This window comes from Pseudoalteromonas rubra, assembly GCF_005887115.1.
In the GTDB taxonomy this organism is placed as follows: domain Bacteria; phylum Pseudomonadota; class Gammaproteobacteria; order Enterobacterales; family Alteromonadaceae; genus Pseudoalteromonas; species Pseudoalteromonas rubra_F.
Window position 1 is genome coordinate 39,648 of record NZ_PNCJ01000013.1, and the last position, 20,872, is coordinate 60,519.

A 20,872-nucleotide genomic window follows, 5' to 3' on the forward strand; every position below is an offset into this window, starting at 1 on the left:
TGTACGCTTAGCGCGCCAGCATCAGCTCCAGTCGTGAACCTACGCGCTCAGCAATGTCAGCCAACTCGCCGACCCACTCAATGATCTTGTATAAGAACATCACATCAATCGGGTTAAGTTCACTTTCAATGTTGCGTAAACCTTTACGAATACGGATCTGCATCTCATCGGTATCTTCCTCGATGGCATCCAGTTCAACGAGCATTTTTTCGACCAGTGCAACTTCGCGACCACGGAAACCAGTTTCCAGTAGTTCGTCGAATTCGTTAATGGCTTCTGAGGCTTGTTTGGTCGCATCAACACAGCGTGTCAGATACGCCAAAAAGTCGGCTTGAATTGATTCAGGGATCTCCAGTTCACGACCAATCACGCGTCCCGCGATGTCTTTGGCTTTATTGGCGATCTTATCTTGGTGGGTAATGAGTTCCAGTAGGTCAGTACGTTCTACTGGCATAAACAGACCTCGTGGCAAGTGCAGGCGCACTTCACGCTTTAGTGTATCTGCTTCTCTTTCAAGGTTACGGATCTGCACACGAAGCGCATCGGCCTCGGTCCACTCCCCTTTGAAGGCATGGTTAAAGAACGGGATCAAGGTTTCACTGGCTTGATGGACGATCTTAATGTGCTCTTCAATTGGCTTAATAGGAGACTTTGCGAATACTCCTAAAAATGCATTACTAGGCATAACTGACCCTTAAATCATATTAATATGCATGTGCAGGGCGCAATTTTACAGCATTAAGCCAGATTGTGAACGCTTTTTCGTGTGAAGTTCTGATTAACGGCACAAGCATGTTTAACAAGCATAATGGCTATCAAGATAATATCGCTGCCGTTTGTTTGCTTAACCCCTCAATAAACATAGGAAAAATCATCAGATAAAAGCAATAATAATTGGGTAGTTTTGCGACGTTTAGGAAAGTCTGGTCAGAACCGATTCGAACGAAGCGAGCATTATACTCGCTTCACACTTGATTTAGAGATGAACAAAACAATCATCATAACAAGAAAACTCTGTTTGCGGTGGGATTGAAGGGTAAATAGTCTTACCTCCCGCTACTTGAGGCGTCATTTCGTTGTTTAGTGCTTTGCTGTCTTTCGTCAATTGTTTAATATTTTTTTTGTTCAGAGCTAGTTTCATAGTTCATTCCTTCTATTGATTACTTTTTGCTCACAAACAGTTATAAATAAAAAAACCTTTCGTGTCTACTATTGGTACTTTTTCTTTGAGTACTACAGTGATTTTTCGATATCTTCCTGAGAAGTATGGCGAATATCTTTGCCATTAACGAAATAAATCACATATTCTGCAATATTCTGACAGCGGTCACCGATACGCTCCAGTGAACGAACCGACCAGATCAGGTCCATAATCTTAGGAATAGAACGGGGGTCTTCCATCATATAGGTCATGATCTGACGCGTTAATGCTTCATATTCACGGTCAACTTTGGCATCTTCTTTATGAACTTCAAATGCACGCTGGGCGTCCATTCTGGCAAATGCATCCAGTACATCGTGTAGCATCTGAGAAACCAGACGACCCATATTTTCAACATTGACCAGTAAGTCTTGTTGGTCTTTGGTGAAAGAATCCAGCGCCACTTTGGCAATGCGTTCCGCTTCATCACCGATACGTTCCAGATCGGCAATGGTTTTTGCAATGGCAACAACCAATCGCAAGTCACTGGCTGCTGGCTGACGCTTAGCAATAATGCGGGTACACTCTTCATCAATGCTCACTTCCATGGCATTAACCTGATAGTCGTTCTCGCTGACTTTGCGGGCCTTGCTTTCATCGCAATGGCTCACAGCATCCAGTGCCAGGTTTAACTGTTGTTCAACCAGTCCGCCCATACTCAATACATGGTTGCGAACGTTTTCCAGCTCTTCGTTAAAGCGGCCAGAGATATGCTTATTAATATTATGTTCCATAGTCAGTTCCTAATTTGTTTCAACACGTCATTGGCGCCTCCCTGCAGAGGCGCGGGCTCAGCGCTTGGCTGAGCCCGATGAATTAACCGTAACGACCGGTAATATAGTCTTCGGTTTTCTTCTTGGTCGGTGTTGTAAACAGAGTATTAGTATCTGAATATTCGATCAGCTCACCCATGTACATAAAGGCTGTCTGATCGGATACCCGCGCCGCCTGCTGCATGTTGTGGGTTACGATAACCACGGTGTACTTTTCTTTCAGGTCGTTGATCAGCTCTTCAATCACCAAAGTCGAGATAGGGTCCAGTGCCGAGGTTGGCTCATCCAGCAGTAATACCTCTGGCTCAATCGCAATTGAACGTGCAATAACCAGACGCTGCTGCTGACCACCCGACAGACCAAATGCACTGTCGTGCAAGCGGTCTTTCACTTCATCCCATAAAGCAGCACCGCGCAGTGAGCGCTCAACCACTTCATCCAGCTTACGTTTGTCTTTTACACCCTGTAAGCGTAGACCGTAAACCACATTCTCGTAAATAGACTTAGGGAATGGGTTTGGACGCTGGAATACCATGCCAACATTACGACGCAGGGCCGCTACATCAACACTTTTATCATAAATGTTGGTGCCGTTGAGATTGATTTCACCTTCAATACGGCAGGTATCTACCAGGTCATTCATGCGGTTGATACAACGCAATAGCGTTGATTTACCACAACCAGACGGGCCGATAAACGCCGTTACCTGACCACGCGGGATCAACATGTTTATGTCGCTCAGAGCCTGCTTGTCACCATAGTAAAGGTCAAGGTTTTTGATCTCTAACGCGGTTAGTTCCGGGCTCAAGTTTTCCAGATCCAACTTCTTGCTGGTATCTGCATTATTTACCTGTGGCGCTACTGTAATCATAAATGTTTACCTATTTAAATACTTTACTATTAGTGCTCTAAAGCTCTGAATTTTTCACGTAGGTGGTTACGGATCCCAATTGCAGTAATGTTCAGTGCAATGATCACGGTCACCAGTAAGAAGGCGGTCGCATATACCAAAGGACGTGCCGCTTCTACGTTCGGGCTCTGGAAGCCCACATCATAAATATGGAAACCCAGATGCATAAACTTCCGGTCAAGGTGAATATACGGGAAGTTACCATCCAGCGGCAAGGTCGGTGCCATTTTCACCACCCCCACCAGCATCAGCGGTGCTACCTCACCCGCAGCACGAGCAACCGCCAGGATCAGGCCGGTCATAATTGCCGGGCTGGCCATTGGGATGATGATCCGCCATAAGGTCTCAGCTTTGGTCGCCCCCAGTGCGAGTGAACCGTGACGCACTGTGCTTGGGATACGTGACAGGCCTTCTTCAGTCGAAACAATGACCACTGGCAGCGTCAGAATTGCCAGCGTCAGAGCTGACCAGATCACGCCGGGCGTACCAAATACCGGGCTTGGAGACGCTTCCGGGTAAAACAAGGCATCGATAGAACCACCCAGCATATAGACGAAGAAACCTAAGCCGAATACGCCGTATACGATAGACGGAACACCTGCCAGGTTGATTACCGCGATGCGGATCATCTTAGTCACGGCGTTTTTAGCCGCATACTCATGCAGGTAAATCGCAGCAACCACGCCAAATGGCGTCACAATCACTGCCATCAGCATAACCATAAACACAGTACCAAAGATGGCCGGGAATACCCCGCCCTCAGTATTTGCTTCACGTGGGTCATCACTAATAAACTTGCCAATCTGCGATATATAATGGCCCACTTTTGCAAAGAAGCCCATGTCGTTCGGGAACCAAAAGTCTAAAACCTGGTATAAAGGTAACGTCACTTCTTCACCGCGCATGTCGCGCACAACCACTTCGTCGCGTTTTGCACCATTGCGCAGTTCAAACAGCGTTTTCTCTAATACCTTGTATTCTTCGCGCAGGGCAGCACGCTGTGCTTCCAAATCTGCGATGATTTCAGGCGTCAGTTCATCATCCAGCTGATAAGCGCGCTCTTTAAGGCGTAAACGCTCCAACTCATAGTTAATGTGGCCAATCTCACCGTTTTGCAGGTCAAGCGCTTCTTCGTTCAGCTCCACTGCGCGTTCAACCATCTCTTCCAGCGCTTCTACCGGATTGTCTGTCACCACCTGACCGTCGCGGATAACACGCTCAACGTAACCGTAGAAATTACCATTTTTAGTACGTTCAAAGACTGCTATCTGCGCCGGCTTTGACTCGCTTTGGATATCGGTGGACAAAACCCAGCGGAAGTCCAGCTCAACATACTCACGGTTACCTGTCTTAACCAGCAGACGTTCAATATACTCGCCAGGATGGTCAGATAAATCGAGACCAGTCGCTTCCAGTCGCGACTTAGGCACCAGCTCACGGTCGTAGATTTCACCAATTACGGTCTGCTTTTGAACAGAGCCTTGCAGGTGCATCTCAACGACTTCAGAAGGCCAGAAAAAGCTCAGGCCTTTCCACGCTATCATTGCAAGCAGACCCAGTACTGAGATCAAACTGATGCTGACCGCACCGCCTGTCATCCAGATCCACGGAGATCCTGACTTAAACCACTGTCTTACCATGTCATCTCACTCCAGTTACATTGAGCTGTATTTTTCACGTAGCTGCTGACGTACAAACTCAGCCATCGTGTTAAATACGAAAGTAAAAATAAACAATACAAAGGCCGCAAGGAACAGGATCCGGTAGTGCGAGCTGCCTACTTCAGATTCAGGCATTTCTACCGCAATGTTCGCCGCCAAGGTCCGCATACCCTGGAAAATACTCCAGTCCATAATCGGCGTATTACCCGTCGCCATCAGTACAATCATGGTTTCACCCACGGCACGACCCAGGCCCATCATCACCGCCGAGAAGATTCCCGGGCTGGCAGTCAGTAGCACAACGCGCACCAGTGTTTGCCATTGCGTTGCACCCAGTGCCAGCGATCCGTTTGACAGGTGCTTAGGTACACTGAATACCGCGTCTTCAGCAATCGAGAAAATCGTCGGGATAACCGCAAAGCCCATTGCAATACCTACGACCAAAGAGTTACGCTGGTCAAACGTCAAGCCCAGTTCGTTGGTCAGATACTGGCGCACGTTACCACCGAACATCCATCCTTCAATCACGTCACTCATCGCGAAAGATACCCAGCCAACCAACAGAACCACAGGGATCAGCAAGATAGAATGCCAGCCATCAGGTACAAAGTGGCGAATGGCTTTAGGCAGCTTGGTCCAACCCAATGCCGTTGCCAAAATAGCCAGTGGCAACAACAGCAGCAGCGCGACAATCGCTGGTAAGTGGGCTTCAATCAATGGCGCTAACCACAGACCAGCGAGGAAACCCAAAATAACCGTTGGTAACGCTTCCATAATCTCCACCGTCGGCTTCACCACGCGGCGTAGTTCACTTGACATAAAGTAAGCGGTATAAATGGCCGCTGATAGCGCAATGGGTACCGCAAACAGCATGGCATAGAAAGCGGCTTTAATCGTACCGAACGAAATCGGCACTAACGAGAATTTAGATTCAAAGTCATCACTGGCTGACGTTGACTGCCAGGTGTATGCCGGCTCTGGATAGCCCTCATACCACACCTCCTGCCACAACGCAGACCAGGTTACTTCCGGATGCTCATTGTGTAATTCAAACACGCTCACCTGATTGCCTGTTAGCAGTAAGGCCGCATTGGCACGAGGCGAGATAGCGAAAGCATCGATTGCCTGATCAGCGACTTTACCGCGCCATAGCTCGGCTTCACTGGTGGTGTAGTACACACCCAGTTCACCCTTTTCTGTGGTGGTAAAGAAAGTACGACGATAGAACTCACTGTGCACTTTCATGTGCTTGCTCTTATCACTCTCGAAAGCACGAATTTTGGCAAACTCACGGCCATCGTCGGTGTTTACTTCAAACCACTGTGACACTTCACCATTGTCATTGGCCAGCATCAGCGAGTTGGCACCAGCCAGCAAGGCCATGCTGACCAGGTTGGCATTTTCTTCGTTGGCCGCTAACAGCTGAAACTGAGTAACATCATCGGCAAAGCGGGTATCAAAAATATAAATCTGATTAGCAGAACGCACGAAGGCACGGGTGGTATCCGGCGAAATCAGTAAGTCGTCAATACGACCGTCGATTGGCAGCTCGGTGCGAGTTACCTGCCATTCAATTTCGCCCGTAAACATGTTCTCTTCAGCAGCAAACGACGCAAAGATCACACGCTTGTCGGCAGTCAAAGCAACCACAGCCGTCTTGTCTTCATAATGACTGAAGGCAAACTTCTTCACTGCCTGTTGCTGTTCATCGACCAACAATTGCACGCCATCCAGCGGATAACCTATACGTGGCTTCATCACACGTTGGTTGCCCGGGAAGGTGACCACGAAATTGGGCTTAAGAATCTGTACCTGACCGTTGTCCAGGCCGTATGCATACTGGCCCAAAAATGGTGCACTTTTCGCAAAGCTGGTGATCTGGCCGTTAAGCTGTGTTTGCAAGGTGCTGACAAGCTCCCCTGCGCTATCGCCTTTCACCTGATAAAAATCAACCTGTCCGGTGTTATCCAACAGATACGCTATCTCTGTTTGCTCTTCCACACCCAAAGCGAAATAACGCTTCTCGGCAGATAACGCGATATCAACTCGCTTTTCGACCTTAGCGGACTCGAAAATAGGCTGTACAACGTAAAGCAAATAGAAGAATATCAATAGCAAAGCGACCAATACCATTACCCCACCTGAGGTAATGCCAAACTGGGCAAAGCGGTCCTTAAATAGACGGCTTCTATCCGTTTTAAAGGATGGTTTTTGCGGATTGGAAGTCATCAAAATACCCTTTCATAATCAAACTGCGGCGCATTATATTTCATCAAGATGACAGTTGTGTTACACCCGCTTCCTAGTCTGCCCGCTTTCTGGAACAGGCCTTCATTAGTTACGCTCATTGCTTGTTTTTTCCTGCTGAATTGTGCTCCAGAGAGGGTATGTTAGTTCCCAACTTTACACCACCGTTCTCAGATTGCCTGACAAAAAATGCGTTGAATACCTATAAATACAGCCCTCTGATGACAAGAAGACTGCGTAGATGAGTGCAAAATATCTCAGTGTCCAAGGAACTTAACACCCAGAGTAAGGTTCGAATTACACTAAACAATGTAATTTTTGCATTTTTTTACATTGTATCCATTATCGGAAGTAGACAAATAAGTTTCATTTACTAGGCTTATAGAGCGATTATTCGCTTTCATTCAGGGCTTAGATACCGAGCCACCAATAATAAGAGACATGTGATATGAAGCAGTTAGTACTAACACTTATAGGCAAGGACCAACCAGGTCTCGTTGAAAGAGTTTCCTCAACCATTCTTAACCACCACGGCAATTGGCTAACCAGTAATTTAAGTCACCTTGCCGGACAATTTGCAGGGATAGTGCAGGTTGAGGTAGCAGAGGAACACTTACAAGAGCTGCAAAATGCCGTACTTGATATATCTGGGCTTGAAGTACGTATCGCCAATGGCGAACAAGACCAGATTACAGAACCAGAAACCTTGAACTTAGTCATAACGGGTAACGATCGCCCAGGTATTGTCCAGGAGCTGGCAACTGTGATCCGCCACAAAGGCGCCAACATTACCCACTTAAACTCCAAACAGCAGAGTGCGCCCAATTGGGGAGTCCCGATTTTTAGTGCATTTGCTACCGTTAGCTTGCCAGCTGGTATGATCAAAGACAATGTTATCGAAGCGCTTGAAGCCATCACCAGCGATCTGATCGTGGATGTCGAACAATCCTGATCACACTGACCGGTAAGGTTGCAAGTCACCTTACCGGGTATCCCTGCAACCATCTAACTTTGGACACACACTTTGATATCAAACAAGCCAGATCAGGGAGATTGGTCTACACTTTGTTGATAATTCGGTGACATGACAGCGCATGTCATATAAGTGTCACACTACAGACATATTCTACCCGCAGCTTTAATTACCATGGAAAGAAAGATGCAAGCATTATCTAACGATCCCATTACCATCAGCTACTTCGCCAAAGAGCTGAGTTGGCTTTCCTTTAACGAGCGTGTTCTTCAGGAAGCCAAAGACAAAAGTAACCCTATTATAGAGCGGATCCGGTTTTTAGGCATATTTTCCAATAATTTAGATGAATTTTTTCGGGTCCGTGTTGCCGACGTAAAACGTCGTATCTTATTGAGCAACCTGCCCGATACCGACTTCGACGAAGACGAAGCCTTACTTAACCAGATGAACAAAAAAGTGCTGGAGCTGGGTAAGAAGTTCTCGCACATTTACGATCAGATCCTGATGGATCTGAATGAGCACAATATTCATATAAAAAAGCCAGCAGAGCTGTCGGACTTTCACCAACAGTGGCTGGCCAAGTATTTTCAGGATCAGGTGCTGCAGCACATGTGCCCTATTCTGCTCAGTGAAAGTAAAGACTACTCAGATCACATCAACGATGCCCTGACTTACCTGTTTGTTGAAATGCGTGGCGACAAGCAACATCATGCGTTACTGGAACTACCCACCGATCGCCTGGAACGCTTTATTCTGCTGCCTCCAGAAAAAACCCGACGTCACAAAACCATAGTGATGCTCGACGAAGTAGTACGCTTTTACCTGCACGAAGTGTTCAGAAACTTCCTCAGCTTTGACAGCATCGAAGGGTATGAAATTAAACTTACCCGGGATGCCGAATACAACCTGGATGACGAGATTGAAGAAGGCCTGCTGGATAAAATGTCAAAGGGCCTTAAACAGCGTTTATATGCCGAGCCAGTGCGACTGACTTACGACGAGGCGATGCCAGAAGAAATCCTCAAAGTCATGAAAAAGCGCCTTGGCGTCACCAGTCAGGATGCCCTGATCCCCGGTGGCCCGTACCGTAATTTCCGCGATTTTATTGGCTTTCCGAATGTAGGCCGTGGCTATCTGGAAAACAAACCCCTGCCGCCCCTGCAAAGTGAAGCATTTAACGCCTATCGCAGTATTTTCAGAGCGATTTCTAAGCGGGACATCCTGCTTTACTACCCTTACCACACCTTTAACCACATGCTGGAATATGTGCGTCAGGCAGCGTTTGACCCCAGAGTCACCCAGATCAAGGTCAATATCTATCGCGTCGCGTCACGCTCCCGGCTGATGGCTTCGCTGATCAATGCCGCCAAAAATGGCAAGAAAGTCACCGTGATGGTCGAACTCAAGGCGCGTTTTGATGAGCAAAACAACATTGAGTGGGCAAAAATGCTCAGCGATTATGGTATCAAGGTAATGGTTGGGATCCCGGCACTGAAAGTACATAGCAAACTGTGTGTGGTACACCGCCGGGAAAAAGGCCAAATCGTGAAATATGCTCACATTGGCACTGGTAACTTCCACGAAAAAACCGCCCGTATTTATACCGACTTTAGCCTGTTCACTAAACACCCTGAGATCTGTGATGAGTGTGATGATGTGTTTAAGTTCATTGAAAGCAGCTACAGGCCGTTTAACTTTAAGCACCTGATGATTTCGCCAATCAATGCACGAGAAAAAATTCTCGCATTGATTGATCAGGAGAGTAAAAATGCCCAGGCTGGCAAAACAGCCAAGATCACCGTTAAGGTCAACAACTTGGTAGACAAAGAGCTGATTGACGCCTTGTATAATGCTTCTATGGCAGGCGTAAAGATCCGCATGATCATCCGAGGCATGTGTGCTCTGGTACCCGGCCTGCAACGCTTTAGTGAGAACATCAAAGTGATCAGTGTCGTCGACCGCTTTTTGGAACACCCAAGGGTCATGGTCTTCGAAAACGATGGCAACCCTCAGGTGTATATTTCCTCAGCAGACTGGATGACTCGCAATCTGGATCACCGAGTTGAAGTTGGCACCCCTATTTACGACGAGTCCCTTAAACAATTGATCATCGATATTCTTGAACTGCAATTTAAAGACAGAGCAAAAGCACGGATCATTGACAGTGAACAGAAGAATCTCTATGTTCGTCGCGGTAATAAGAAGAAGATCCGCTCCCAGATAGCCATCTATGACCATCTGAAAAAGTGGGAAAGCAACCAATCCAATACATAAGGGCAGCTCTATGACCACATACCCTTCCATCGCGGCCGTTGATTTAGGCTCGAACAGTTTTCATTTAGTCGTCGCGAGGGAGGTCGATGGTCGCCTGCAATTGCTACACAAAGAAAAGCAGCGGGTGTTTCTGGCTGCCGGTTTAGACGAGCAGTTTAACCTAAGCGAAGAGGCCATTGAGCGTGCGCTGCATGTGCTGCAACAGTTTGCAGCCACGTTACAGGATTTCGATAAGCACAGTGTACAGGTTGTTGCTACTTATACACTGCGTAACTGTCGCAATATTCGCTACTTTCTGGCCAAAGCGAAACAAGTTTTCCCTTTTAAGATCAATGTAATTTCCGGACAAGAAGAGGCTCGTCTCATCTATCAGGGTGTGGCAAACCATATCCATAGCGATGATAACCGGCTGGTGATCGATATCGGTGGTGGCAGTACCGAACTGATCATTGGCAAACATCTGGATCACAAATTACTCACCAGCCGCAATATTGGCTGCGTGACGCTCAGTAACAGTCATTTTAAGGATCTTAAACTAACGGCCAAACGCTTTGCCAAAGCTGAAATAAAGGCGGAGCAGAACATCGAAGCCATTTCCGCCAGTTACCGTAAGGCCGGCTGGCAAACCTGCATCGGCACCTCGGGCACCATTAAAACCCTATGCGCCATTGCCCAGGAACTATTTAACCAGGATACCCTGACCCTCACAGTGCTGGAGCAGATCAGGCAACGCCTGATTGAAGCCGACTCACTCGATGCACTCAACCTCAAAGCGCTGCCCGAAGAGCGGTATGCCAGCATTGCAGGCGGCCTGGCTATTCTGATCGGGGTATTCAGACAGCTGAATATCGACGAGCTGAGTTACTGCGACAACTCATTGCGCGAAGGCCTGCTGCAGGAAATGGCGCAGAATGACGAATTTGATATCCGTGCCCGTACCATCAGTGCGGTCGGTGATCACTATGCCGTTGATAAGCAGCATGCGGAGCATATTTGCGACACCCTGAGCCAGATGTTTGACATGGTGCGAGCGCACTGGTCACTCAATGAAGCCGATCTGCAGATGCTGCGCTGGGCCGCGCGATTACACGAAGTGGGGCTGGCAATAAACTCATCGGGGATCCACAAGCATAGCGCCTACATAGTGTTAAATGCACAGCTGCCGGGATTTACCCAGGAACAGCAGCAGCTGCTGGGCACGTTGATCCGCTTCCATCGCAAAAAAATCAAACGCGCGGAGCTGTCAGCTTTGGTGGAGGCTGATCTGACACACTTTGCTCGCCTGCTCACCTTACTGCGTCTGGCCATTCTGGTGCATCAGAAACGACAAATTGATCAGGTTGCCAAGTTCACAATAGAAGCGCTGGATAACAGCCTGCTGCTGACGTTCGAGCCCGACTGGCTGGCACAGCACTCTCTATTTGTAGCCGACCTGCAACAAGAACAGGCATACTGGAAAACCCTGAATATGACGCTCATGTTCCCGGCAATGGGTTGATACCCGTTTCACTTAAAACTTGTTCGACTTGCAGGAATAATAATGACGCTAACGGTGTTAAAAATTTCTCTGCCGGAAACAATTAGGACTCTGGCCCGAAAACGGGCCTAGGCGACTTCTTCTTTTACAACGGCATAAATTTCATCGGCATAGACACGACTGTCCAGTGCCAGTGAGAAGAGTAATTCGATACTGGACGCCGGGCGAATGGCATTGAGGATCAGTTCAGCTTCCTGAATGTTATTACGTTCAACTTCAATCGCCAGACGCAATGCTCCGCCGATCAAGCCTTTATAGCTTAATAGCGCGCTGCTGAGGTCAGGGTCCAGCGAAAACTCATCGACAATAACGGAGAGTTCTACATCTAATACAGCATCCAGGACCGACATCAGGCCAATCAGATAACCCTGCTGCGCCATTTCATCACCACCCGGTAGCAGAAACTGCTCTAAAAACTTGGCTCGCGCCAGACCTAGCTTGGTCAGCTCACTGGGTTTGTCTGCGCCCAGCTCACTTAGCGCCAATACTTTTACAAACTGACGAATAGCATCTTCACCAAGGTAGACAACAGCCTGAGCGATAGAACGGATCTCAATTTTATCTTCACCCGCCTTAGCATTGGCCAGCTTGAGCACCCGTGCCGTCAGGCTCAGGTCTTTGGCGATCCTTTGCTGAATTTCTTTAAAACACAAAGACTGCTTGGCGGTACAACGTAATAAGTCCAGAACCACCAGTTTCGACGGCTCGACATTGCCATGGTTCAGCATTTCCGGTACTGCGAAGAAAAAGCCCTGGAAGTAATCTGCCCCGGCACTTTTGATAAAGCTGTAGTGCTCCATGGTTTCAATCCGTTCGACAATCACTTTTGCATCAGGAAAGCGGCGTTTGAGCTTTTTCAGCATCATGGTGGTTTTGATCACCGGCTCAAGGACTTCTATTTTAATATAGTCCATCAGTGGCAGCAGCACTTCCCAACGCTCGTCGCCATCATAGTCATCCAGGGCAAAACGATATCCCAGCTTTTTTAGTTTAGTCACAGTGGTGACCAGCTCTGGCAAATTCGTGGAGCGCTCGACAATTTCGATGACCAGCCCTTGTGGTCGGAGTAATTTGGGAAGTTCTTGCAGTAAAGTTTCATCTGACAAGTTGATGAAGGCCAGCGCACCAGCAGCCAGCCGTTCGACACCAATAAAGAGCAGAGAATTAAAAAACAACCTGCCTGTCGCCTGGCCATCGCTGACCCCGATAGGAAAGGCGTTATTGTGTGAGTCCCGATACAACAATTCATAGGCAGCCACGCTCTGTTCTCGATTGAATATGGCCTGGCGTGCTATATATTGCACCGTGTCTTTTTTTGACTTGGCAATATGACCGCTCATTAACATCCTTAACTCTTGTACTTTAAAGGCTTCCATTGTCCCAGCATATGAAAACTCACGCTCTTGAGCAATCTATTTTCTCACCACGGTGGTAACGACAAAGTCACTTCAGGTGGTTGCCGAGACTGTCACTCTTTTACTATTATAGGTCTTATGAGTGTTACACTTATTTCGCCTTTTTGCATCCTGCTTTTGCTCATCCCGTTGCTTTTTAGCAGTCAGGGGATTGCGGCTTCGCCTGAACATCACAGCGCGGCTCAAGCGCAACATACCCTAAAATACAGTATCAGCGGCTCTGGTACGTTTTACCCCTATTTTACTAACGACCCACATCATCCGGGTATCCTGCCCGATTTAGTCGCGCGCATACTGGCTCAGGCATCCATGCGAGGCGAGAATATCGTACTGCCAGCAAAACGTACCAACCGTTATCTCGCTAGTGGTAAAATCGACTTCGACCTTATCAGCCCCGCCTGGCTAAACTCATCCCAACGCTCCGATCCGCGGTTTGTTTTTTCAGAGGCAATTCTGCCTATTCGCGAGTTCGTTGTTACACGCACGCCCGCGGAGCCACTCACCAGCTTGTCGGGTCAAATGGTCGGTACCGTGCGTGGTTACTATTATCATGACGATGATATTTTTACCCGGGTAGACTTTGAATCGGAGCGAGCGTTGCTTCAAGCGCTGAGTAAAGGGCGGGTGGAGCTGGCCATCGTTGGCGACTTGCCCGCAAAATACTGGTCAGAACAGGACAAGGTAAATTTGCATTTCAACCAGTTACATTCACAGGGTCAGCTCCACATTCGCCTGCGAGCCGAGCATGCCCACCTGTTACCCCGGCTTAACCAGGCGATTCTGACACTTCAGCAATCGGGTCAAATCGCCCGGATAGAGACCTACTATCTGGAGCATGCCTTCGCGGGCAGGGATCAGAGCGAGTAGGCTTTTATAGAGTCCGCTTATTCGGCCACCAACTGTTCACTACGGAAAAATCCAGAGTCTGAGGATAAGCACGTAACCAGTTCAGGCAAGACTTCATCCATGGTCGCTTTGAGTGTCCACGGCGGGTTGATGACAATCATGCCGGATGCCGTCATGCCACGCTCGTCTGTATCTGCCTCGGTAGCCAGTTCGAATAACTGGATGTTTTTCACACCGGACTCAATCAGCGTCTGTTCCATCTGATCGATCCGCGCACGATCCACTACCGGATACCAGATCATATAGATGCCCGATGCAAAACGTTTGTGTGCCTTGATGATAGAGCGAGCAGCAACCTCGTAATCAGACTTGATTTCATAGGGTGGGTCCATCAGTACACAGGCGCGACGAGAATGTGGCGGCACCAATCCCATCAGGCCTTTAAAGCCATCTTCCCCTTTCACCCGCAAAGAGCGCTTATGCGCTGTGTTTTTTTCCAGTAGTTTGAGATCCTGTGGGTGTAATTCAAAAAACCAGCCTTTGTCCTGCTTACGCAAAAACTGCTCAGCCACTTTGGGTGAGCCGGGATAATAGGCGAGTGTGTCACGGTTCAGTGACTTAACCAGTTCAACATAGTCTTGAATAGCGTCTACTTGGCCAGAGTAGTGCCACAATTTCGCAATACCCAGCAGATACTCTTGTGTTTTTTGTGCATCTTTGGCTGCCAATTCGAACAACCCGGCACCAGAGTGCGTATCGATATAATCAAAAGGCTTGTCTTTACGCGTCATATATTCCAACACTTGAGCCAGTACCAAATGTTTAATGACATCGGCAGGGTTACCTGCATGAAAAGAATGTCGATAACTGAGCATTATCCGCTCCTAATTGAGGTGGGCATTGTCCATTCCTTTGGCGCATAAAGCCACGCTTTTCAACCGCTTCGGCTGAACCATAAATGAACAAAATTGTTAGTATTGGGTATTATCGCTTAAAACGAGACAAAAATCAGCATAACCTGCCCTAATCACTAGCTTTGCAGCGCACTTTGCTTTACATTTGCATGACATAATCACAGTGATAATGAGCGCATTTAAAATGAAAGAAATTCTCCCTCAACTCGAGCAACTGATTGATCAACTTATTGCACAAAACAATACTCTGACTGAGCAGGTAAACACACTCAAAGAGCAAAACAGCAAATTAATTGATGAAAATGAGACGCTTCAGCTTGAAGTACTGGAAAGCGAAGAAAAGCAAAAAGAAACCAGCTCTACACTGAGTGGGTTGTTAGAAAAACTGCAGAGTGCTAGTCAGGCAGGCTAATGTCAGAATCGCCCGAACAGGTCACCGTCACCCTGCTGGGAAAAAGTCATCAGTTTTCCTGCACGCCAGGACAACAACAAGCACTGATTGATGCCGTCGACCTGCTTAATGGGCGGGTCGACGAAATGCGTCAGCGCGATACAGTGCGCAGCGATCACAATGCCTTGTTGCTCGCTGCATTACACCTGTGTCATGAATTGCTGGCATTGCAAAGTGATACCCAGCAAGCGGAACAAACACTGCAGCAGCTGACCCGACGTATCAGTACTCAGATGGAACGTGCTTAAGTGCTTCGCCTGCTCTGTGTATTCTTCACCACACTGATGCTGGCGCCAACTTCGTTTGCTGCCAACTGGCATACGGTTTCTGCTCAGATAACCCTGATAGAACCACAAGCAAAAGCCCGCTTTATCTTACCGAATATGGCGCTTATACAGGGAAAAACCTGTAGCGCCTTAATAGACAGCCACGGAGACTTTGTGGCGCTGGAACAGGTGATTAACCAACTCAAAGAACGCCTGAACACCCCTTTGTGTTATTTAATCGCCACTACCAGCGAGACCCACCAGCTCACCGGGCTGGCACTATTAAAACAGGCATTTCCGAATGCCAGCGTACACCTGCCAAAGGCGCCACAGCTCACAGATCATACGCTGCGAGTAGCACTGGATACACAGCTCGATAACTTTGCCAAAAGCATTGAGCTGAGTGAGCAAAGACTGAGTAAGTTATCTGCTGAGCAACAAGCTGCATGGCCACAACGGCTGGCGCTGGCCAAACAACGGCTGGCCCGCTGGCAAACGTTGCAAAGTACCGCTGTCACGAACGAGACTACAGCACCAGCTGATTTGGAACTGGGCGGAGTCACATTAAAACTCAGCCAGTTTCACGGTCAAAGCGGCTACGACCTGAGCGTATTCAGTGTGCAACATGGCGCTTTGTTCGCAGGACAGAGCGTAAACCTGCTGCCCTATGTCCGCAATACAAGTTGGCACTCTGCTCTACATGCCTTGCAGCATGATTCTCAACTCGACTGGATCTTGCCTGCTTTTGGTAAACCCTACAAAGCTGAGCAACTCAGTGTACCCATCACGTTTTTAACGCTGGCACAGCAACAGGCTGCACAGGAAGATACCCGTTTCCCCGCAGCTCTGACTCCCCTTTATCAGGGTCTACCTTACAACCAGATACAATTGGCTCAGCACTTCTCTCAGGCTGTCAAAGTGCTTGCTCGTAAGAAGGCTTTGAATAAATAATCGCCAGCAAGTATAGTGAACCTTATGAGAGATTCAGGCCGTTTTTTCTATGTCTTGGTGGCGCGTACTTAATTCGTTACGCTGCGGTGTCATCGTCTTGTGTTCTATGGTGCTGGCAGCATGTCTCAGCTCCCCGGAACGTCATGCTACCCCTGCGGATATCAACCTGGCGTTGAACTTTCCCAGCGAGGAATTGCCAGTCCCCGAAGCAGCTGAGCAACCAGACACCACCGCGCCTTTGCCGGTGATCACTGAGCAGCCGCAGCAATATCAGGATCTCTGGCAATATATCGCTGCCAACCTCAGCTTTGATATTACACCTAACGCCCGCCTGCAAAAGCGGGTTGAGTGGTATCTGTCACAACCCAATTACTTGTTGAGCGTGAACGAACGGGCTGCTCCCTATCTCTATCACATAGTGAAAAAAGTGGAACAACGCAAACTGCCGATGGAATTGGCACTGCTGCCTTTTGTGGAAAGTGATTTCCGGCCCACGGCACGCTCTTCTCAGGGTGCCGTCGGAGTGTGGCAACTGGTTGATGCAACCGCCTACCATTTTGGCCTGCAAAGCAATGACTGGTATGACGGTCGTCAGGATGTACTGGCCGCAACCGATGCGGCACTTGATTATTTACACTATCTGCGACAGAGGTTTAATGGTAACTGGTTACATGCACTGGCAGCCTATAACTCCGGTGAAGGGCGAGTCAAAGCTGCGATAAGGTACAACCAAAAGCACAAGCGTAGCAGCCATTTCTGGCACCTGAAACTCCCCAGAGAAACCGCTGACTATGTGCCAAAACTGCTGGCTTTGAGCTACCTGTTACAGCACCCAGAAACAGGCATGAAACGTCCCAGTTTGCCTAATGAAGCGCAAACGACCGTGTTAGACGTAGGGCAAGCGTTTAACTTTGGCATTTTGGCTGCATTACTCGACATTGATAAACAGCAACTACATCAGCTCAACCCTGGATATTTACGGCATCAGAGTCCGGCTGACGGGCCATTTAAAATACTGTTACCTATGGATCAACAGCAATTGTTCGCCACCAGCTTTTACCGCCGTCAATTTAGCACACACTATCAGGTAAAGCTCAATGACACGCTGTACGGTATCGCCAGACGACATAACATCAGCGTTGCACAATTAAAGCAGCTCAACAATAAGACCCGGGATCTTATTCGGGTTGGCGAAACTCTGCTGATCCACCGCGCCCATGCCAAAGACGACCTCACAGTAGATTATGAGATCAGCCCTTATTTACAACAGCAACGGCCAGCTCAAGTCGCAACCTATGAAAAGCACCATGTGATTCAGGACGGAGATTCTCTTTGGGCCCTCAGCCGCCAGTACCAGGTACCGATGAAAGATTTGCTCGACTGGAATCAACTCACAACGCAAAGCCTGCTGTCTCCCGGCGATACGCTGATCCTTCACTTGCCAGTAGAAGCCCCAGCAACACCTCAGCCGAAGGTAGGTACAGGGAGCGGTAAAGATTACCTCGATGAACTAAAAACACTGGTCAAGCCGAAAAGCGATCCGTAGAATGCCTGACACTACAACACTACGAAAATGAAGAGATTACTATGCAGATCGCAAAAAATACTGTGGTTGAGTTCCACTACACCCTGAGCGAAGCCGGTGAGCAGCTGGAAACCAGCACCAATCAGGACGCACTGGTATACTTGCACGGTGCAGAAGGCATGTTGCCTGGCCTGGAAGCGGGGTTAGAGGGCAAAGCGGCTGGCGATAAAGTGACCCTGACGCTGGAGCCAAAAGACGCCTATGGCGAATATCAGGAAGGTCTGACTCAGCGTATCCCGATTAAGCACCTGCAAGGTCTGGGTAACAACAAAGTCTGGAAACCCGGTATGACGGCTATCGTTGAGTCTAACCAGGGTCGCCACCAGGTACAGATCATTAAAGTGGGCCGTTTCAACGCAGATTGCGATCTTAACCATCCTTTTGCAGGCAAAACGTTGACCTTTGACATCGAGATCCTGTCTGTGCGCGAAGCCACAGCGGATGAGGTGGCGCATGGCCACGTGCATGCTGAAGGCGGCTGCGGTCACAACCATTAAGGAAAACACATGCAAAAAGTTGCCATTGTAACCGGTGGCAGCGTCGGCATTGGTAAAGCCATTGCTGAACGTCTGCTAAATCAGGGCTATCAGGTGTTCAATTTGGACATTCAAGCTGCATCACATGGAGAATACCGCCACTGTGACGTCAGTGATGTAAGCGCAGTGCACGATACTATCGCAGACATCATTGCCACCACAGGACGTGTTGATGCGCTGGTGTCTAACGCGGGAAAACACCTCAGCGCCACCATAGAAGACACCGATGAACACACGCTGGATCAGCTTTTTGCTCTCAATGTAAAAGGAGCCTACGGTGCCATTCAGGCTGTGCTGCCTACCATGAAAGCACAAAATGATGGCAGTATTGTCCTGATCTCTTCAGATCAGGCCTTAGTAGGTAAGCCTAATTCCTTTGCTTACAACCTGACCAAGGCTGCACTGGCCTCAATGGCCAAGACCACGGCACTGGATTACGCAAGCTATAATATACGCGCGAATGCAGTCTGTCCGGGCACCATAGAGACACCTCTGTTTCATCAAGCCATTGATCGATACTGTGACAAAAGCGGCGCCGATAAGCAGGCCATTGTCGCTGAAGAAGCGGCGCTCCAGCCCTTAGGCCGACTTGGTCAGGCGGATGAAGTGGCAGCACTGGTGGCATTTTTATTAAGCCCCGACGCCAGCTTTATCACAGGCAGTTTACAAACCATAGACGGCGGATACACAGCACGATGAACCGAATTATTGACCCTCACCTTCACTTTTTTTCACTCCGGCAGGGTCAATATCACTGGCTGAAAAATAATCCTCCAGCCTGGCCTAATCTCGACCTGATCAGGCAGGACCACCTGCCCGATGCGCTATTGAGTCTGAACGGTTTTTCTCTTGAAGGCTGTGTGCACATTGAGGCAGGATTTGACAATGAGCAACCACGACGCGAGCTGGAATGGCTGGCACAGCTATTACCAGCCACGCGTTATAAAGCAGTTAGTTACGCAAAGATCGACGCCCCAGCAGCACAGTTTCGTCGTCAGCTGGAGGCACTAAAACACCCCAGTCTGGTTGCCATACGCGATATCACAGAAGGTCAGGATGCGACACGCCTGCTCACTCCTCAGGTAGCCGATAATCTTGCTCACCTGAGTGACAGTGGATTGCACTTCGAAGCCCAGTTTGAGCTTACCCACCACAGTGTGGTGACGCACCTGTGTAACATTGCACGCCAGGTACCCAATTTACGTATTATGCTCAATCATAGCGGACTGGTGGGTCAAACGGACAACTGGCTGGAAAATGCGGCCGTGCTGGCTGCACTCCCTCATTGCGCCATCAAGTTTTCAGGGCATGAGTTATTAGACAACCCTTTACCTTTGCAAGCCCAGCTCACCAGCTTACTGGACCTATTTGGCGCTGAGCGCGTCATGTTTGCCTCTAACCACCCGGTGTGCCTGATCCAGCATGACTACCAGAGTATCTGGCAACAGTATTTGGCCTTGTGCCAACAAGACAATGCGCTTTGGCATCGGCTCAGCTACGCCAATGCCAAAAATTGGTATGGGTTTAACGGATCTTAACGAGATCGTATTCGGCCAGACTCGGGACTATGCTTTGCAGCCGGGTCTCTGTTTTGTCTAAAGCGTTAAGACATTCACAGTATTCATCTGCCTTTTCTTCCAATTGATAAGCCTTCTTCTTCAGTGACTTGTCGATTTCACTGGAGATAATTTCCATCCGCTGGCCCATATCACTGAAACGATCTTCAATATTACCTTCTCTGGCTTTAAATGCATCCCCAACAGACACGAGTATTGCTCCCAAAGATCCATGTACAGCAGAGTGGATCCGCTCGCTGATCTCCTTGGTAAAAAAGTCATCAATTTTAGAGAGTGACTGCGGCGCAATAAAATAGAAATCTTCACCACGCTTAAACTTGTCCATCAAGGCTCGCTCAACATATTGAAGCTGGGTTTTAAGCACTTCCGGATCGTTGTCAGACATCCCCTCTACAACCTGCTCTATGGCGCTCAGGCCGAGGTTAACACCATCCGTCGCCAGGTTAACGAGCTCAGGGACAGTGTCACGGATCCCCAGCGCATATTCATTCAACAACAAGGTGTCCTGATCGCTAAGCTGGATCCATTTACCTTTGATCAGCAGCTGATTATCATTGTTGATCTGCACCCGGGTCTGGTTTTTATCGACGATGCGAATGACCGAATCTGTGATGATCAAACCGTGACCCAGCTCGACATCACATTTACCCGCTGCCTGAGACTGTGTCGGCAATAGCCATAAAACGAATATGAATAAGAGTTGTAAAATGCGTACGGAGAACACGTGCTACCTCCACCTTAAGATTGTGTGAGCG

Annotated in this window: 20 protein-coding genes; 11 read left to right on the forward strand and 9 right to left on the reverse strand. The window is 48.5% G+C overall.

The genetic code is table 11. The annotated features are described in order from the left end of the window. Positions 1-7: 7 nt before the first annotated feature. The 6 genes from CWB98_RS09030 to CWB98_RS09050 form a co-directional block, all read right to left on the reverse strand. Positions 8-685, reverse strand: a complete 678-nt coding sequence (locus CWB98_RS09030) for a TIGR00153 family protein (protein ID WP_130244771.1) — start codon at positions 683-685, stop codon at positions 8-10. 291 nt (positions 686-976) lie between these two features. Further along, positions 977-1,141: a hypothetical protein gene (locus tag CWB98_RS23930; RefSeq protein WP_171045617.1), complete on the reverse strand. Its 165-nt coding sequence runs from the start codon at positions 1,139-1,141 to the stop codon at positions 977-979. Positions 1,142-1,233: 92 nt separating this feature from the next. Next, a complete protein-coding gene (gene phoU, locus CWB98_RS09035) occupies positions 1,234-1,935 on the reverse strand; it encodes a phosphate signaling complex protein PhoU (protein ID WP_054014387.1) in 702 nt (233 codons plus the stop codon). Positions 1,936-2,017: 82 nt separating this feature from the next. After that, positions 2,018-2,845 carry a phosphate ABC transporter ATP-binding protein PstB gene (gene pstB / locus CWB98_RS09040; protein ID WP_054014386.1) on the reverse strand — a complete coding sequence of 276 codons (828 nt, stop codon included), beginning with the start codon at positions 2,843-2,845 and terminating at the stop codon, positions 2,018-2,020. A gap of 29 nt (positions 2,846-2,874) precedes the next feature. Then, positions 2,875-4,524, reverse strand: a complete 1,650-nt coding sequence (gene pstA / locus CWB98_RS09045; RefSeq protein WP_138544574.1) for a phosphate ABC transporter permease PstA — start codon at positions 4,522-4,524, stop codon at positions 2,875-2,877. Between the two features lie 15 nt (positions 4,525-4,539). Then, complete coding sequence (locus CWB98_RS09050; protein WP_138544575.1) at positions 4,540-6,774, reverse strand: ABC transporter permease subunit; 2,235 nt, start codon at positions 6,772-6,774, stop codon at positions 4,540-4,542. Between the two features lie 466 nt (positions 6,775-7,240). Between CWB98_RS09050 and CWB98_RS09055 the strand changes: the two genes are divergently transcribed. The 3 genes from CWB98_RS09055 (at position 7,241) to CWB98_RS09065 (ending at position 11,537) form a co-directional block, all read left to right on the forward strand. Continuing rightward, positions 7,241-7,744, forward strand: coding sequence for a glycine cleavage system protein R (locus CWB98_RS09055; protein ID WP_138544576.1), 504 nt, complete (start codon positions 7,241-7,243; stop codon positions 7,742-7,744). A gap of 207 nt (positions 7,745-7,951) precedes the next feature. Then, on the forward strand, positions 7,952-10,039 hold the full coding sequence (gene ppk1, locus CWB98_RS09060; RefSeq protein ID WP_138544577.1) for a polyphosphate kinase 1: 2,088 nt from the start codon (positions 7,952-7,954) through the stop codon (positions 10,037-10,039). 10 nt (positions 10,040-10,049) lie between these two features. Beyond that, a complete protein-coding gene (locus tag CWB98_RS09065) occupies positions 10,050-11,537 on the forward strand; it encodes an exopolyphosphatase (protein WP_138544578.1) in 1,488 nt (495 codons plus the stop codon). A 107-nt stretch (positions 11,538-11,644) separates the two neighbouring features. Here CWB98_RS09065 and CWB98_RS09070 read toward each other — a convergent pair whose 3' ends face one another. Beyond that, complete coding sequence (locus CWB98_RS09070) at positions 11,645-12,922, reverse strand: EAL and HDOD domain-containing protein (RefSeq protein WP_138544579.1); 1,278 nt, start codon at positions 12,920-12,922, stop codon at positions 11,645-11,647. 147 nt (positions 12,923-13,069) lie between these two features. Between CWB98_RS09070 and CWB98_RS09075 the strand changes: the two genes are divergently transcribed. After that, the gene (locus CWB98_RS09075; protein ID WP_138544580.1) at positions 13,070-13,858 is read left to right on the forward strand and encodes a substrate-binding periplasmic protein; all 789 of its coding nucleotides are present in this window, start codon (positions 13,070-13,072) and stop codon (positions 13,856-13,858) included. Between the two features lie 17 nt (positions 13,859-13,875). Here CWB98_RS09075 and CWB98_RS09080 read toward each other — a convergent pair whose 3' ends face one another. Further along, positions 13,876-14,712, reverse strand: a complete 837-nt coding sequence (locus CWB98_RS09080) for a 23S rRNA (adenine(2030)-N(6))-methyltransferase RlmJ (protein WP_138544581.1) — start codon at positions 14,710-14,712, stop codon at positions 13,876-13,878. A 223-nt stretch (positions 14,713-14,935) separates the two neighbouring features. On the opposite strand from CWB98_RS09080, the gene zapB reads away from it, so the two are divergent. From zapB to CWB98_RS09115, 7 genes are read left to right on the forward strand one after another with little or no spacing between them, the layout of a single operon-like run. Beyond that, positions 14,936-15,163 carry a cell division protein ZapB gene (zapB, locus tag CWB98_RS09085; RefSeq protein WP_046005422.1) on the forward strand — a complete coding sequence of 76 codons (228 nt, stop codon included), beginning with the start codon at positions 14,936-14,938 and terminating at the stop codon, positions 15,161-15,163. After that, entirely contained in the window at positions 15,163-15,450 is a 288-nt protein-coding gene (locus tag CWB98_RS09090; protein WP_138544582.1) for a cell division protein ZapA, read from the forward strand. Before zapB ends, CWB98_RS09090 begins: the two co-directional genes overlap by 1 nt. Next, positions 15,451-16,419: a hypothetical protein gene (locus tag CWB98_RS09095; protein ID WP_138544583.1), complete on the forward strand. Its 969-nt coding sequence runs from the start codon at positions 15,451-15,453 to the stop codon at positions 16,417-16,419. It abuts the gene before it with no gap. Between the two features lie 49 nt (positions 16,420-16,468). After that, complete coding sequence (locus tag CWB98_RS09100) at positions 16,469-17,965, forward strand: transglycosylase SLT domain-containing protein (protein WP_249364647.1); 1,497 nt, start codon at positions 16,469-16,471, stop codon at positions 17,963-17,965. Positions 17,966-18,006: 41 nt separating this feature from the next. Continuing rightward, positions 18,007-18,501, forward strand: coding sequence for an FKBP-type peptidyl-prolyl cis-trans isomerase (locus CWB98_RS09105; protein ID WP_138544584.1), 495 nt, complete (start codon positions 18,007-18,009; stop codon positions 18,499-18,501). A gap of 9 nt (positions 18,502-18,510) precedes the next feature. Next, positions 18,511-19,239 (forward strand): SDR family NAD(P)-dependent oxidoreductase, encoded by a 729-nt coding sequence (locus tag CWB98_RS09110; RefSeq protein ID WP_138544585.1) that lies wholly within the window; start codon positions 18,511-18,513, stop codon positions 19,237-19,239. Beyond that, positions 19,236-20,078 (forward strand): amidohydrolase family protein, encoded by an 843-nt coding sequence (locus CWB98_RS09115; protein WP_138544586.1) that lies wholly within the window; start codon positions 19,236-19,238, stop codon positions 20,076-20,078. Before CWB98_RS09110 ends, CWB98_RS09115 begins: the two co-directional genes overlap by 4 nt. On the opposite strand, the gene CWB98_RS09120 is transcribed toward CWB98_RS09115, so the two are convergent. After that, a complete protein-coding gene (locus tag CWB98_RS09120; protein WP_432765883.1) occupies positions 20,065-20,826 on the reverse strand; it encodes a YggN family protein in 762 nt (253 codons plus the stop codon). The genes CWB98_RS09115 and CWB98_RS09120 overlap by 14 nt on opposite strands. Positions 20,827-20,872: the final 46 nt, after the last annotated feature.